This window comes from Pseudoalteromonas agarivorans, assembly GCF_024518735.1.
Lineage (GTDB): Bacteria > Pseudomonadota > Gammaproteobacteria > Enterobacterales > Alteromonadaceae > Pseudoalteromonas > Pseudoalteromonas atlantica.
The window spans coordinates 272,748-288,146 of the sequence record NZ_JANIGJ010000005.1 but is presented as its reverse complement, the minus strand read 5'-3'; the positions used below and the strand labels follow the sequence as shown (position 1 = coordinate 288,146).

Sequence of the window (15,399 nt, the reverse complement as noted above, 5' to 3'; positions counted from 1 at the left end):
AAACCTAAATTAACGATTTAATAAATGTTTTTAAATCATCTGCAAACTCGTCGCGGCGCAGAGCAAACTCTATCGTTGCTTTTAAGTAGCCTATTTTACTACCACAATCGTGGCTGCGGCCTTTCATTGCGTACGCGTCTACTTTTTCTTGCTGCATTAGCATGGCAATTGCATCTGTAAGTTGAATTTCGTTGCCAGCCCCTTGCGGCGTTTTAGCAAGCAGTGGCCAAATGTTTTCGCTTAATACATAACGCCCTACTACAGATAGGTTTGAAGGTGCTTCATCTACTGGCGGTTTTTCTACCATGTTAATAATTGGCGAGCTTTCACCTTGGTGAAGCTCTACGTCACCTAAATCAACAACACCAAATTTGTCTACTTCGTCCATTGGTACTGGCTCAACCATAATTTGGCTGTGCTTAGTTTCTTCAAAACGGGCGATCATCTCTGCTAGGTTGTCTTTTTTAAGGTCGCTCTCTACGTCATCAACAATTACATCTGGCAAAATAACGACAAAGGGTTCGTTGCCAATAATTGGCGCTGCACAGTTAATTGCGTGGCCTAAGCCTTTGGCTTCGCCTTGGCGTACGTGAATAATGGTCACATCTTTAGGGCAAATTGCCTGTACTTCGGCAAGTAATTGCCGCTTTACACGTTTTTCAAGCGTGGCTTCTAGCTCAAAACTGGTATCAAAATGGTTTTCGATAGAGTTTTTACTTGAGTGCGTTACAAGTACAATCTCTTTAACGCCTGCTGCTACCGCTTCATTTACTACATATTGAATAAGCGGGCGGTCTACCACAGGGAGCATCTCTTTAGGAATAGCTTTTGTGGCAGGTAACATACGCGTTCCAAGGCCTGCTACTGGGATCACTGCTTTCATCTTGTTCTCCTTAATCTTATTATACTGAAAACGGATATTGGATTGGTTCGTGGCATTGATAGCCTACTACTTCAAAATCGTCTCGTGTTACCCATGTTTCTATATCTTCTAGTGATTTTATGTTTGGGTTAATATTTAATTGCGGTGAGTCAAACGGCTCACGTGTTAGCTGTACATCGCGCATTAACGGTAACTGGTTTTCGTAAATATGCGCATTAGCAATTTTATGATACGCCTTACCTGCTTTATGGCCGGTAATTTGCGCCACCAATGCCAGTAATACAAAACACTGAATTTGATTAAAATTAAGGCCCAGCGGCACATCGCAACTGCGTTGATACGATGTTAAATACAGCGTGTCGCCAAGCAGCGAAAACGTATGCGTGTGCATACATGGGCGCAAGCAACCAAGCTCAAACTCACCAGGATTATAAAAGGTAATTATTTCACCTCTGTCATCAATCCCGTTTTTTAAGTTATTTATTACTTTAGCAAGCTGATCGAGCGTTGAGCCATCTGGGCGCTGCCAATTACGCCCTTGCACGCCGTAAACGCGGCCCATATCGTCCTCGCCTTTGCGGTTAGGGTTATTTAGCCATGCGTTATTATCGTTTGCGTTTGCATCCCACGTTTTACAGCCTATATCGCGAAACTGCGCTGCGCTATCGTACCCTCGTAAGTAACCTAAAAGCTCTGCTATAGCGGCTTTGTAGTAACTTTTACGAGTGGTGATCATAGGAAATTTATTATTACCTACATCGTATTCTAAGTCGGCATTAATAACGGTTAAGCAGCGCGTGCCTGTGCGTTTGTTTTCTACCCATACACCTTCGTCAACGATGCGCTGACATAATTTTAAATATTGTTTCATGATCTGTTCTTACTATGCCTTTGCTGCGGTTACAGGTTGCGGTTTTTTGTACGCCCAAATTAATAGCCCTAGGCCACCAATTATCATAGGTAACGAGAGTATTTGGCCCATTGAGATAAAATCGGCAAATAGGCCAAGCTGCGCATCTGGTTGGCGGAAATATTCAATACAAAATCTAAATACGCCGTACCCTAATAAAAATACACCGGCTACACTGCCTGCAGGGCGAGGCTTTTTGATAAACCATAATAAAATTAAAAACAGGACTAGCCCTTCAAAAAAGGCTTCGTATAACTGCGATGGGTGACGCGCAAGCGGCCCACCCGTTGGAAATACCATTGCCCATGGCACATCGCTTACGCGGCCCCATAACTCGCCATTTATAAAGTTACCAATACGCCCTGCTAATAAGCCTACCGGAACCAGCGGCACCACAAAATCTCCCACTGCGAATAGTGATTTTTTGCGAGTTTTTGCAAATAGTATAATAGCGGTAATAACCCCTAATGTTCCGCCGTGGAACGACATACCGCCTTGGTCAATTCTAAATAAATACAATGGATTTTCTAAAAAGTAACTAAACTGATAAAACAATACATAGCCAATTCTGCCGCCTAAAATAACCCCTAGCATGCCGTAAAAAAGCAAGTCGCTAACTTGCTCTTTAGTCCAACCAGAGTTTGGTTTTTCGGCTTGACGATTAGCAAACCACATCGCAAATGCAAAACCAATTAAATACATTAAACCGTACCAACGTACGCTTAGCGGTCCAACAGAAAAAATTATTGGATCGATTTGAGGAAACTCAAGTGCCATAAATAAACCTTTAGCTAAAAACCATTTTAAGTGCGATGAGCACAAGCAACACCGCGAAAATTTTCTTTATTATATTAACAGGTAAATAATGAGTTGCTTTAGCCCCTAAGGGCGCCACAAACCACGATGTTATTACAATACCAAATAATGCAGGTAAGTATACAAACCCTGCGAACCCATGGGCTAAATCGGTTACCTGCCAGCCTGCGCTTATATAACCAATAGAGCCAAATAGCGCGATAACAATGCCGCTCGCTGATGCACAGCCTATCGCTTTTTTCATATCAACTGAAAAGTAATTAAGCATAGGGGCAATAAGTGCGCCGCCACCAATACCTATTAAACCAGAAAGCGCGCCCATAAGGGCAGAAATGCTCCCTAAAATAACCCCTTTTGGTAGCGGTTTTTCTTTAAGCGATTTACTACGTGATGCCAACACCATTCTGCCTGCAATAAACACAACACTAATTGCAAACACGCTGCGTAATGCTTGTTCGGGTATTAAACTTGCGGCAAAGCCACTTATTAACGCGCCTAAGCCTACACCCGACATAACCCACGGTGCAATTTGCCATGGCACATTATCATTTTTATGATGAGCCAAGACTGAAGAAGTAGAAGTGAATAAAATAGAGGCAAGCGATGTTGCAATAGAAATAACTAATACGTGATCAGGTGAAGTAACGTCAAACATCAGTAATAAGCTACTTAAAACAGGCACAATAATTAAACCGCCGCCTATCCCTAATAGCCCAGCTAAAAAGCCAACTACACAGCCAAGTAGCGCACAACTGGCCACGAGTAAAGCTAAGTCATACATAGTGTTCTCAAATACCTTTTCGTGCGCCTATATTAAAGGATTATAAAGTTAATAGCATCTTTAAGCGCTGCATTATTTGGCGGTATAAAAAAGATCGCCTAATTGGTGTTCAATCATAAAATTGCGCGTTAAGCGCAGTACCTGTTTAGCGTTCGATTGCACTAAGCACTCTGCGAGTAATTGCTGCATATCGTTAATTTTTAAACGCCTTAAAATCCACTTTACTTTAATTAACGACGACATGTTCATACTTAAATGCCTATAGCCCATGGCAATGAGTAAAATAGCGCCCTCTGGCTCGCCGCCTAGCTCGCCACATAAACTAAAGGGTAAACAGTGTTTATTACATTCATTCGCTACTTTATTTAATACCCTTAACACGCCGGGGTGATATGGGTTAAATAACTGAGCCACCCGCGCATTTGCTCTATCGACAGCAAGTAAGTATTGCGTTAAATCGTTACTGCCTACTGAGCAAAAATCTACTTTTTTAGCCCACTCGTCGAGCATAAATATACTTGAGGGTACTTCAAGCATAATGCCCACTTCTGGGCGCTCCAAGTTTTGCTCTGGGTGTTTTTCTGCCAGTTCAAAATAAGCTTGTTCAAATAACGCGAGCGCTTCGTCTACCTCTTCTGTACCGCTGATCATAGGCAGCATTATTTTTAAATTACCTAAGCCCATATTTGCTTTTAACATAGCTTTGAGCTGATCTAAAAATAGCTCTGGATGGTCAAGGCTTATGCGTATGCCGCGCCACCCTAAAAAGGGATTTTCTTCGGTAATATTAAAGTAATCTAAAACCTTGTCGCCACCAATATCTAGGGTTCGCATCACCACTGGCGCTGGGTGGTAACTTTTTAGCACCTCCCTATACCAGTTTTCTTGCTCAGCTTGCGATGGAAATTGCCCCTTTTGCATAAACCATGCTTCGGTACGATAAAGCCCTACTCCATCGCAAATATGCGCACTGCTTTGCTCGGTATTAAGCTCAAGCCCTGCATTTAACATTAAATTTATTTGCTCACCATCTAAGGTAACCGACTGCGCACTTTGCTCTGCTAAAAAGCGGTTATTGAGTAGTTTATCTTGGTGCTTTAACTGTGCGTATTCATCGAGTAACACTTGCGAAGGAGAAATATATAAACGCCCAGCAAAGGCATCTAAAATCATTGGTTTGGCATCAAATTGCAATAGGGGTAAATCTTCAATACCCCAAATAGCCGGTATTCCCATCGCTCGGGTTAATATAGAGGCATGGCTATTAGCTGAGCCATTCACACTCACTACACCCGCTAAATGCCCGTTGGGTACTTCAGCCAGCATGGCGGGAGTTAAGGTATTCGCAATTAATATGGTATTGGGTGGGTAATCTTTTACTGCGTGTTCTGTGTTTACTAGGTGGTGTAATACCCTTAAACCAATGTCTTTTACATCAACTGCGCGCTCTTTAATGTAGGGGTCTTGCATGGCATTAAACTGCGAAATAAGCCGCTCAATAACAATTTTTAAGGCGCTTTTTGCACACCAGCCCTCTTGTAACTGTACCTCAACATTGTGGCCTAAACTTTTGGCATCAAGTAATTGTTGGTATACATCAAATACCGCGAGTGCTTCTCGCGGGATTGAGTCACTCAAGGTCATAGACAGGGTATTAAATTCTTTGCGTGTGGCAGCAACGGCTTGTGTAAACAAACGGCGTTGCTCGGCGCTATCGGGATCTTTTTTTAGCTCTATAGATTTAAAATCAAGCTTGGGCAGTACCACAAAGGCTTGGCCAATCCCAATACCTGGCGCACTCGACACCCCTTTGAGCACTGAGGTTTGGTGTGATGATTCGTCTTGGCGTAAAAGCTCTTTTATTTCAGCATGCGCAAGTTGTGAGGCTAGCTGAGCTGAAAGGGTAATTAAAAACGACTCTTCGTCTTGGCTAAAAACCCGCGCCATTTTTTGTTGTACAACAATAACGCCCAATACCTTTTTTTGATGCACCACAGGCACAGACAAAAAGGCATTGTAACCTTCTTCGTTTACTTCGGGGGAGAGCTTAAAACGCGGATGAGATTTTGCAAAAGCTATATTAATGGGCTCTTCACGCTGGGCTACTAAACCTACAAGCCCTTCGGTAAAACCAATTCTAAACTTACCTACGGCATCGGGGTTTAGGCCTTCAGTTGCCATAAGTACAAAGTTATCTTGGCTGTAGTCGGCAAAATAAATAGAGCAGCACTGGGTTTTCATGGCCTCTTTAACCATTTTCACAAAGCACACTAAGGCACTGTCTAAATTCGCTTGTTGCGAAACAGACTCAGCAATAGTTCTAAGTGTTGCCAGCATTACCTGCTCCTTATTTTATAATTATGCTACTACCTTTTGTGTCGCCACTGTTCTTTATGATGCTCTCTTTTATTAAAAGGCATTGCAAACGGTGCAAACTCTTTCATCACCCGTCTGTATACATCGCGTTTAAACGATACCACTTGCCTTACTGGGTACCAATAACTCACCCAGCGCCAATCATCAAACTCGGGATGATGTGTTTTAAGCAAGTTTACATCTTCATCTTTGCAACGCAGTTTTAATAAAAACCATTTTTGTTTTTGCCCAATACACACCGGACTAGAGTCGCGGCGAATTAATCGCTTGGGTAATTTATAGCGTAACCAATGTTTTGAGCTTGCAACTATTTCTACATCTTCTGGTCGCAAACCTACTTCTTCGTGTAATTCACGGTACATGGTTTGTTCGGGTGTTTCTCCGTCATCAACACCGCCTTGGGGAAATTGCCAAGAATGTTGACCGTAACGTCTAGCCCAAAAAACCTGCCCCTGATTATTGCAAATTACAATTCCGACATTGGCACGAAAACCTTCGGCATCAATCACCTTAGTGCCTCATTTGTAAGTCGATTTTTAATGATTGTTCCACATTAGCTGCAATTCGGCAAACACTATTATCCCCAAAGTCATCACGCCCTAATCGCACGTTTACTATTTACGCTGTGCATAACGACTTAACCTTAAATGAGCACTGAGTAATTACAAGGATAAAATAACCCTTAATTGACGCAACTTTTAGCAAAAAAAGCTAAGCTATGCCTTGATTATTATGTTTAGTGCTATTTACTCACAGCTTGTGTATAACTTTTGATAAACAAGGCTATTTTGCAAACAAGTCCACAATAGCAGATCTAAAAACTCGCTTTCTCCACAGATTCTGTGGATAAACATGTTTATATAGTTGTATTTATCCCATATAGAATTTACTAACTTAATTAAAGCTGAATGAATAAATTGAAAATATTAAAGCTAGTCAGTCACTTACAGTTAAACTGTGACTTTTTGGGGTGAGCAAAATTACGCCAAACACAGTGCGTATAAAAAACAACCAAAAGCAAAGATATCCACCTTACGGGGATTTTGCTATCATGGCGCTGTTAATTATTCAAGGTAAATGAGTAGCATGCGACCAACAAAACCCCATTCAATTAATGACTTAATGCAACGCGTAAACGCTATTGCTGGTTTAACATTAGGGCAATTAGCCTCTCAATACAGCTTTAAAACCCCTGACGACCTATTACGCGAAAAAGGCTGGACCGGGCAACTTATTGAATACGTGTTAGGCGCTACTGCAGGCTCAAAACCCCTCCCCGACTTTGAAGATTTAGGCATTGAATTAAAAACACTGCCTATTTCGTATAAAGGAAAACCCTTAGAAACCACTTTTGTGTCGGTTACCCCCCTTATAAACGTAACCGGCATGACGTGGCATACAAGCGCTGTGCGTAAAAAACTCAATCATGTTTTATGGCTGCCTATATTGAGTGAGCGCGATATTGCGCCTTTTGATAGAACCATAGGCAGTGGTTTTTTATGGCAGCCTACGCCTGAGCAAGATGCGTTGCTACAACGTGATTGGGAAGAACAAATGGAGTTAATAGCGCTTGGGCGCGTTGATGAAATATCAGGCCATTTAGGGGATGCTATACAAATTAGACCTAAAGCCGCTAATAGCAAAGTAGTTACCGATGCTATTGGTCCAAATGGGCAAACAATAAAAACCTTACCGCGTGGTTTTTATTTAAAAACCAGTTTTACAGGGGCTATTTTAAAGCAGCAGTTTCAGCTCTGAGCTTTGCAGAAAATATTATGAGTTAAGCAAACCCTGTTTCGCATTACTTGCGCGAGTCAGCGAGCTTAACGCCTACAAGATATTTCACCTTTTTAATAAAACAATTTGTGGTTTAAATAAAGAGTTTTCGCTTTTCTTGTACCCTCTTTTCGCACTGCGTGCGCGCGTCAGCAAGCTTAACGCCTACAAAGCATTCTCATCTCTTTAAAAAAGTATCAGGCATAAAAAATCCCCGCATTAGCGAGGATTTTATTATCTAAAATTAAAAATAAGATTCTATATAAAATAGAATTACTGACCTTTAACTTCTTTAAGACCGTTGTAAGGTGCTTTAGAACCTAGCGCTTCTTCAATGCGAAGAAGTTGGTTGTACTTAGCAACACGGTCAGAACGGCTCAATGAACCTGTTTTAATTTGACCAGCAGCAGTACCTACCGCTAAATCAGCAATAGTTGCATCTTCTGTTTCGCCAGAACGGTGCGAAATAACAACTGTAAAGCCTGCATCTTTAGCCATTTTGATTGCTGCTAACGTTTCAGTTAGTGAACCAATTTGGTTAAATTTAATTAGGATTGAGTTAGCAATACCGTTATCAATACCGCGTTTTAAAATCTTTGTGTTAGTTACGAATAAATCATCGCCTACTAATTGGATTTTATCGCCCATTAATTTAGTTTGGTGTGCAAAGCCATCCCAATCTGACTCATCTAAGCCATCTTCAATAGATACAATTGGGTATTGCTCAGTTAAATCTTTTAAGAAGTAGTTAAACTCTTCTGAAGTGAACTTTTTGCCTTCACCTTTCAGATCGTAAATGTTTGCTTCTTTGTCGTAAAACTCAGAGGCTGCACAGTCCATAGCCAGTGTAATATCTTTACCTAGCTCGTAACCTGCGTTTGCTACAGCTGTTTTAATAGCAGCAAGTGCCGCTTCGTTTGATGCAAGGTTTGGTGCAAAACCACCTTCATCACCTACCGCTGTAGAGTGGCCATCTGCTTTTAATACTTTAGCAAGGCTGTGGAATACTTCAGCGCCCATACGTAGGCCTTCGCGGAAGTTTTCAGCGCCAACAGGTTGGATCATAAATTCTTGAATATCTACAGAGTTATCGGCGTGCTCACCACCGTTGATGATGTTCATCATAGGTAACGGCATTGAGTAAACACCTGGTGTACCGTTTAAGTCTGCGATGTGCTCGTAAAGCTCAACTTTTTTAAATTGTGCAGCGGCTTTTGCAGTCGCTAGTGATACCGCTAAGATAGCATTTGCACCTAGTTTTTCTTTATTTTCGGTGCCATCTAAATCTAGCATTACTTTATCTACAGCACTTTGCTCTAATGCATTTTGGCCTTTTAGCGCATCCGCAATTTCGTTGTTAATAAAACCAACTGCGTTTAATACGCCTTTACCTAAGTAACGGGCTTTGTCACCATCACGTAGCTCTAGTGCTTCGCGAGTACCTGTTGATGCACCTGAAGGAGCGGCAGCGCGGCCCCAAGAACCATCAGCTAAATATACATCAGCTTCAACAGTAGGGTTACCACGCGAGTCCATAATTTCGCGACCAATTACTTTTACGATTTCTGACATCTTGATTCCTCTATATTCCCAAAATGGTGAGTTCAGCTAACTTTACTACGTTTTATATCTTTTAGTCAGCCCTTTAGACAAAAAAGCCGTGCAATATGCACGGCTTTTTTTAATTACGAAGACGTTTTTTGATGAGTATGAGCGGCTGCTACAAACCCTTCAAATAACGGGTGACCATCACGTGGTGTTGACGTAAATTCCGGGTGGAATTGCGCGGCAATAAACCATGGGTGATCTTTGTTTTCGATGATCTCTACTAGTTTTTTATCTTCTGATAAACCGGTAAAGCTTAAGCCTGCTTGCTCTAATTGCTCTACAAAGTTGTTGTTTACTTCGTAGCGGTGACGGTGACGTTCAATAATTTCTGTATTGCCGTACACTTCGTGCACCTTAGAACCCGGCGTTAAGTGACATTTTTGTGCGCCTAAACGCATCGTGCCACCTAAATCAGATTTTTCATCACGTATTTCAATGTTACCTTCAGCATCTAACCACTCGGTAATTAAGCCCACTACTGGCGCTTTTGAGTGAATATTAAACTCAGTTGAGTTAGCGTCGGTTAAACCTGCAACATTACGTGCGTATTCAATAAGCGCTACTTGCATACCTAAACAAATGCCTAGGTAAGGTACTTTGTTTTCACGGGCATACTTAGCCGCTAAAATTTTACCTTCAACACCACGGCCGCCAAAACCACCTGGTACTAAAATAGCGTCTAGATGAGAAAGCAGTTCTACCCCTTTGCTTTCTAAGTCTTGCGAGTCAACGTATTCAATATTAATGGTTAAACGGTTTTTAAGACCTGCATGCTTTAGTGCTTCGTTAACAGATTTATATGCATCTGGTAGTTCAATGTACTTACCAACCATACCAATCGTTACTTCGCCAGTCGGGTTAGACTCTTGATAAAGTACTTGTTCCCATTCAACTAAATCAGCTTCTGGTGCGTCAAGGTGGAAACGACGACACACAAAGTTATCTAGCTCTTGTGATTTTAATAGCGCAGGAATTTTGTAAATGCTGTCTACGTCAGGAAGCGAAATAACCGCTTTTTCTTCAACGTTTGTAAACAATGCAATTTTTGCACGTTCGTTGTTAGGCAATTTACGGTCTGAGCGACAAATAAGAATATCTGGCTGAATACCTACAGAGCGTAACTCTTTAACCGAGTGCTGTGTTGGTTTAGTTTTTACTTCGCCTGCAGGGCCTAAGAATGGCACTAGCGTTAGGTGAATAAATAGCGCACGTTCGCGGCCAATTTCTGTACCTAACTGACGAATTGCTTCAATAAATGGTTGTGATTCAATATCACCTACTGTGCCACCAATTTCTACAATCGCAATATCATGACCTTCAGCACCGTCGTATACACGTTGCTTAATGTCATTTGTGATGTGTGGAATAACCTGAATGGTTGCACCTAAGTATTCACCACGGCGCTCACGACGTAGTACATCTTCGTACACTCGCCCTTGTGTGAAGTTGTTGCGGCTGGTCATTTTGGTGCGAATAAAACGCTCGTAGTGACCTAAATCAAGATCCGTTTCGGCGCCGTCTTCTGTAACGTATACTTCACCGTGTTGAATTGGGCTCATTGTGCCTGGGTCAACGTTTATGTAAGGATCCAGCTTTAAAATGGTAACATCTAAACCGCGGGCCTCTAAAATAGCTGCCAATGACGCTGCTGCAATACCTTTACCCAACGAAGAAACAACCCCGCCAGTAACGAAGATAAATTTTGTACTCATGCGAACCCTAGAATATCAGGAATTAAAAGGAATATAACACCCGAGAAAGAGACTCTGGGTATATCATCAAGACGGGGCGAAATTGTACCAAAACAGCGTTGAGCAATCCAGCTAAAAATAGCGTTTACGCGCACAAAAAATGTTCGTTGATTAACATTAGGTTGTACTGAGCTAATCTTATTTCGCTTTTTTAATGGCTTCCCATGCTTCTTCCATTTCGTCAAGCGTTGCGCGCTCTAAACTTTTACCTTTTGCAATTAAATAACCTTGCACTTTTTCAAAGCGCGCCGAGAACTTATCGTTGGCTTGTCTAAGTAGTTGCTCTGGGTCGCGTTTAACATGGCGAGCCACATTAACTGTGGCAAATAATAAGTCGCCTATTTCTTCTGCTGTATGATCGGATGAAGGGTCGTGCTCAAGCGCTTCTTTTACTTCAAGTACTTCTTCACTTACTTTATCAAGTGCCCCGTGGTAGCTTGGCCAATCAAAACCAAGTGCGGCAACACGCTGCTGAATTTTTTTAGCTTTAGTTAGGCTTGGCATATTGGTGGGTATATCTTGCCAAAGTGAGGCTTTGCTTGGCTGTACTTTTGCTGCACGCTCTTGTGCTTTAATTGCTTGCCATTGCTTTGCTAATTGCTCGTCGGTTAATGCTTGCTTGGTGTTAAAAACATGAGGGTGACGGCGGGTAAGTTTACTATTTAGCTCACTAACCACGTCGTTAAAATCAAACATGTCCTGCTCTTTGGCAAGTTGTGCGTAAAAAACGATTTGAAACAGTAAATCACCCAGCTCATTTTTAAGCTCGTTTAAATTTCCCGACTCTATGCAGTCGGCCACTTCAAAGGCTTCTTCTAGCGTGTGCGGAACAATCGATTTAAAGTTTTGCTTGCGATCCCACGGGCAACCGTCGCTAGGATCGCGAAGCAACGCCATAATATCGAGTAGTTGCTCAAGGGCGTTACTGTTTGCCATTTTATTGGTTTCGCTTGGCACTGTGAACACCTTCAATTTGATGCAGTTTAGACAAAACCCGGTTTGTGCCCGATAGGTCATGCACTTCTATTTGCATAGTAAATACCGCTAACTGATCAGCCCCAACAGTATTAACGTTCATGTTGATCACATTTACTTTTTCGTTAGCCAGTACAGAGCTAATATCGCGAATTAAACCTGAGCGATCGCTTGCTTCTATTTTTATACTTAGCGCATAAGAGCCGTTTATTTCATCTGACCAACTAACCGATATAACACGCTCTGGGTGCTGCTCTTTTAAGTTGTTAAATGAATCGCAATCTTCGCGGTGTACCCCAATGCCACGGCCTTGTGTAATATAGCCAATTATTTTATCGCCAGGTACTGGGCGACAACACTTAGCAACGTGGCTCATTAAGCTGCCCACGCCATCCACCACAATGCCGTTTTTATCGCCAGTTACTTTACTTGGCGCTTTAAAACGAATTACGGGTTCTTCTTCAGTACGATCACTGACAAAGTTAAGCATTTGGTTTAAGCGAACATCGCCGGCACCTATGGCAACCATTAAGTCATCTAGTTCTTTAAAATTAAAGCGCTTAATAGCTGGGTCTAAATCTTTGTAGGTTAAATCTAGCTTTTGCAGTTCGTTATCTAGAATCTCTTTACCGGCGCTTAAGTTTTTATCGCGGTCGAGCTGTTTAAACCAATGATGGATTTTAGCCCTAGCACGCGACGATTTAATGTAACCAAGCGATGGATTTAGCCAATCGCGGCTTGGATTAGGCTGCTTTTGCGTGAGAATTTCTACCTGATCGCCCGTTGATAGCTGATGTGTAAACGGCACTATTTTGCCAAATACTTTAGCCCCTATACAGCGGTGCCCTACATTTGAGTGAATGTAGTAAGCAAAATCAAGCGGTGTAGCGCCAACAGGTAAATCGATAATATCGCCACTTGGGGTAAATATATAAACGCGGTCTTCTACAACTTGGTTTTTAAGCTCTTCGGCTAAATCGCCCCCATCAACCACTTCTTCTTGCCATTGCAGTAATTTGCGCAACCAGCTAATTTTTTGCTCATAGCCTGAGCCACGCCCAGGTAAAGCGCCTTCTTTATACATCCAGTGCGCGGCTACGCCTAGCTCTGCATCTTGGTGCATTTCGCTGGTGCGTATTTGTATTTCAACGGTTTTCCCTTCAGGGCCAAATACCACGGTATGAATTGATTGATAGCCATTTTGTTTGGGTGTAGCAACGTAGTCGTCAAACTCTTTATTTAGGTGGCGCCAATTAGTGTGCACAATACCTAGCGCGCCGTAACAATCTTGCAGGCGCTCTACAACAATCCGCATTGCTCTAATATCAAACAGCTGATCAAACTCGTAGTTTTTTTGCTGCATTTTTTTATAAATGCTGTAAATGTGCTTAGGGCGGCCATACACTTGCGCCTCAATACCGGCTTCGCTTAAGCGAGCTTTTACTTGCGCAACCATGTCTTCCATATAGGCTTCACGGGCAAGGCGCTTGTCATCAAGTTGTTTAGCAATGCTTTTATAGGTGTCGGGGTGTAAATACCTAAACGATAAATCTTCTAGTTCCCACTTAAGCTGGCCTATACCTAACCTGTTTGCTAACGGGGCAAAAATATCTGCGGTTTCTTTAGCGGCAATAACACGCTCTTCTTCATCGCCATTTTTTACATTGCGTAAATGGCACACTTGCTCAGCAAGTTTAATCACCACAGCGCGCACATCTTCAACCATGGTAAGTAACATTTTACGAATGTTATCTACCTGCATAGTGCCTTTACCTTGGTGCGATAAAGTACTAATAGCAGCCATTTGTGCAACCCCAGTTAAAAGCATGGCTACATTTTTGCCAAGTTGTGCTTCTACGGTTTCAAGGTCTACTAAGTCGTTTAAGTAGTAATGCGTGAGATACGCGGTTGCGAGAGATTCTGCATCTAAATTTAACTCGGCTAAAATCTCGACCATTTCTATGGCCGTGTTTTGCCGTGCTTGGTTATCACATGTAACACACAATGCTTGCGCTTTGTTTAGTAGCGTTATTTTCTCTTGCGATAACGCTAACTGTTTTAGGCTAGTAGCAAAGTCACCTGTGTCGTCCTGCTGATGTGATTGACGTGTAGCGACCATAAAACGCTTTACCTCCGTTGAAATAACGCCATTGTTTCTATGTGTCCTGTATGTGGAAACATATTCATTAGCCCAATTTTAGTAACTTCAAAGCCTGCTTGCGAAATAATTGCACTGTCACGGGCTAAAGTAACAGGATCGCAAGAGACGTATAAAATGGTTTTAAACTGCTTTAAAGGTAGTTGCTCTAAAACAGCCATAGCACCTGTGCGAGAAGGGTCTAATACTAATACGTCTAGCGCCTTATTAAACCATTGTGCTGTTTCAATTTTTTGCGTTAAATCAAAACAATGAAAGTGCGCATTAGTGATAGAGTTAGTTTGCGCATTTTGCGTCGCCATTGCAACCGCCGATGCAACCCCTTCTACTCCAATAACCGATTTAGCATGCTGGGCTAGCACTAATGAAAAGTTACCAATACCACAAAATAAATCCAATACTTGCTCGTTTCCTTGCAAGTTAAGCCAATTTACTGACTGAGCTAACATAGCTTGGTTAACATCATCATTTACTTGAATAAAATTACCAAGGCCAAATTCAAACTTTAAATTAAACTTTTCTAAAAAATAATACGGCGTAGGCAAATGAGCCTGCTCTATAACATCACTGTTGTCTTGCCAAGTAATTAACCACTGCTGTGCGTTTGCTGCTTCTTGTATATAGCTTTTGGCTTCATCTGGTATCGCTTTAGTATGGCGAATAACAATAAAGTTCCCAGCCTCACTTTGGCACAACTGTAAATGACTTATACTGTGTAGCGCTTTATATTGATTAATAAGCGTTTCAAAAATACTAAATACGTTAGTAAATGCCTTACTAAGCACATCACATTGCTCAATACTAATCACATTTTTAGAGCTAGGCGCACGATACCCAACTCGCATTTTTTTAGCGGCTTTATCATACATTACGGCAATACGCGCACTGCGTCTGTAATGAGTGGGCTTACTTAAAAGAGGCGCTTGCCAATTTAAGTCGCTTAATTCGGCAAATTTTTGAAACAGTTGCGTCACTGCATTTTGCTTTTCAACCACTTGCTGATTTATTTCTAGGTGCTGCAACTGGCAACCACCACAGTGATTATAATGCTGACAAAAAGGCTGCGTGCGCGCATCGCTTGGATTAATAACCTTAACCAGCTTTGCACTACTGTACTTGGCTTTATCTTCAATTAGGCTTGCCGTTACTTTTTCATTCATTAAAGCGCCGCTTACAAAGCACACTTTGTTATTGTGTTTGGCAACGCCCCGCCCTTGATGATCCATGGCCGTAATATTAAGTGTGAGTGTTTGCTGTTTAAGTGGTTTTTTCTTTGCTTTAAAAATTTGCGCCATGCGGCATTACCTTAAATTTTGTATTACGTATAAGCAAATCAGATGCTTTGAGAATAGCCGATGAACCGTA

Annotated in this window: 12 protein-coding genes; 1 reads left to right on the top strand and 11 read right to left on the bottom strand. The window is 41.8% G+C overall.

Going from position 1 to position 15,399, the window contains the following annotated elements; translation table 11 throughout:
- Positions 1–4: 4 nt before the first annotated feature.
- The 6 genes from galU to rppH form a co-directional block, all read right to left on the bottom strand.
- Positions 5–883, bottom strand: coding sequence for a UTP--glucose-1-phosphate uridylyltransferase GalU (gene galU, locus NQT65_RS11455; RefSeq protein WP_004586244.1), 879 nt, complete (start codon positions 881–883; stop codon positions 5–7).
- 19 nt (positions 884–902) lie between these two features.
- A complete protein-coding gene (locus tag NQT65_RS11450; protein WP_004586243.1) occupies positions 903–1,754 on the bottom strand; it encodes a thymidylate synthase in 852 nt (283 codons plus the stop codon).
- 12 nt (positions 1,755–1,766) lie between these two features.
- Entirely contained in the window at positions 1,767–2,570 is an 804-nt protein-coding gene (gene lgt / locus NQT65_RS11445) for a prolipoprotein diacylglyceryl transferase (RefSeq protein WP_004586242.1), read from the bottom strand.
- 10 nt (positions 2,571–2,580) lie between these two features.
- Positions 2,581–3,390 carry a sulfite exporter TauE/SafE family protein gene (locus NQT65_RS11440; RefSeq protein WP_096041290.1) on the bottom strand — a complete coding sequence of 270 codons (810 nt, stop codon included), beginning with the start codon at positions 3,388–3,390 and terminating at the stop codon, positions 2,581–2,583.
- Positions 3,391–3,462: 72 nt separating this feature from the next.
- Positions 3,463–5,727, bottom strand: a complete 2,265-nt coding sequence (gene ptsP, locus NQT65_RS11435) for a phosphoenolpyruvate--protein phosphotransferase (protein ID WP_126007911.1) — start codon at positions 5,725–5,727, stop codon at positions 3,463–3,465.
- Between the two features lie 29 nt (positions 5,728–5,756).
- Positions 5,757–6,275 carry an RNA pyrophosphohydrolase gene (gene rppH, locus NQT65_RS11430; RefSeq protein WP_004586239.1) on the bottom strand — a complete coding sequence of 173 codons (519 nt, stop codon included), beginning with the start codon at positions 6,273–6,275 and terminating at the stop codon, positions 5,757–5,759.
- A 577-nt stretch (positions 6,276–6,852) separates the two neighbouring features.
- Here rppH and mutH point away from each other — a divergent pair.
- A complete protein-coding gene (gene mutH / locus NQT65_RS11425; protein WP_004586238.1) occupies positions 6,853–7,524 on the top strand; it encodes a DNA mismatch repair endonuclease MutH in 672 nt (223 codons plus the stop codon).
- A 291-nt stretch (positions 7,525–7,815) separates the two neighbouring features.
- Here the strand turns inward: mutH and eno are convergent, their stop codons facing one another.
- The 5 genes from eno to rlmD form a co-directional block, all read right to left on the bottom strand.
- Positions 7,816–9,114: a phosphopyruvate hydratase gene (gene eno, locus NQT65_RS11420; RefSeq protein WP_029771921.1), complete on the bottom strand. Its 1,299-nt coding sequence runs from the start codon at positions 9,112–9,114 to the stop codon at positions 7,816–7,818.
- 113 nt (positions 9,115–9,227) lie between these two features.
- Positions 9,228–10,862 carry a CTP synthase gene (locus NQT65_RS11415; protein WP_004586236.1) on the bottom strand — a complete coding sequence of 545 codons (1,635 nt, stop codon included), beginning with the start codon at positions 10,860–10,862 and terminating at the stop codon, positions 9,228–9,230.
- Between the two features lie 177 nt (positions 10,863–11,039).
- On the bottom strand, positions 11,040–11,837 hold the full coding sequence (mazG, locus tag NQT65_RS11410; protein ID WP_248452076.1) for a nucleoside triphosphate pyrophosphohydrolase: 798 nt from the start codon (positions 11,835–11,837) through the stop codon (positions 11,040–11,042).
- Position 11,838: 1 nt separating this feature from the next.
- Positions 11,839–13,995 carry a GTP diphosphokinase gene (gene relA / locus NQT65_RS11405; RefSeq protein WP_024033076.1) on the bottom strand — a complete coding sequence of 719 codons (2,157 nt, stop codon included), beginning with the start codon at positions 13,993–13,995 and terminating at the stop codon, positions 11,839–11,841.
- Between the two features lie 8 nt (positions 13,996–14,003).
- The gene (gene rlmD, locus NQT65_RS11400; RefSeq protein ID WP_256851218.1) at positions 14,004–15,329 is read right to left on the bottom strand and encodes a 23S rRNA (uracil(1939)-C(5))-methyltransferase RlmD; all 1,326 of its coding nucleotides are present in this window, start codon (positions 15,327–15,329) and stop codon (positions 14,004–14,006) included.
- Positions 15,330–15,399 lie beyond the last annotated feature (70 nt).

Excerpts from the sequence above, each read along its gene's own strand:
- galU (WP_004586244.1), bottom strand. The coding sequence starts at position 883 with ATGAAAGCAGTGATCCCAGTAGCAGGCCTTGGAACGCGTATGTTACCT.
- NQT65_RS11450 (WP_004586243.1), bottom strand. The coding sequence starts at position 1,754 with ATGAAACAATATTTAAAATTATGTCAGCGCATCGTTGACGAAGGTGTA.
- lgt (WP_004586242.1), bottom strand. The coding sequence starts at position 2,570 with ATGGCACTTGAGTTTCCTCAAATCGATCCAATAATTTTTTCTGTTGGA.
- NQT65_RS11440 (WP_096041290.1), bottom strand. The coding sequence starts at position 3,390 with ATGTATGACTTAGCTTTACTCGTGGCCAGTTGTGCGCTACTTGGCTGT.
- ptsP (WP_126007911.1), bottom strand. The coding sequence starts at position 5,727 with ATGCTGGCAACACTTAGAACTATTGCTGAGTCTGTTTCGCAACAAGCG.
- mutH (WP_004586238.1), top strand. The coding sequence starts at position 6,853 with ATGCGACCAACAAAACCCCATTCAATTAATGACTTAATGCAACGCGTA.
- eno (WP_029771921.1), bottom strand. The coding sequence starts at position 9,114 with ATGTCAGAAATCGTAAAAGTAATTGGTCGCGAAATTATGGACTCGCGT.
- NQT65_RS11415 (WP_004586236.1), bottom strand. The coding sequence starts at position 10,862 with ATGAGTACAAAATTTATCTTCGTTACTGGCGGGGTTGTTTCTTCGTTG.
- mazG (WP_248452076.1), bottom strand. The coding sequence starts at position 11,837 with ATGGCAAACAGTAACGCCCTTGAGCAACTACTCGATATTATGGCGTTG.
- relA (WP_024033076.1), bottom strand. The coding sequence starts at position 13,995 with ATGGTCGCTACACGTCAATCACATCAGCAGGACGACACAGGTGACTTT.
- rlmD (WP_256851218.1), bottom strand. The coding sequence starts at position 15,329 with ATGGCGCAAATTTTTAAAGCAAAGAAAAAACCACTTAAACAGCAAACA.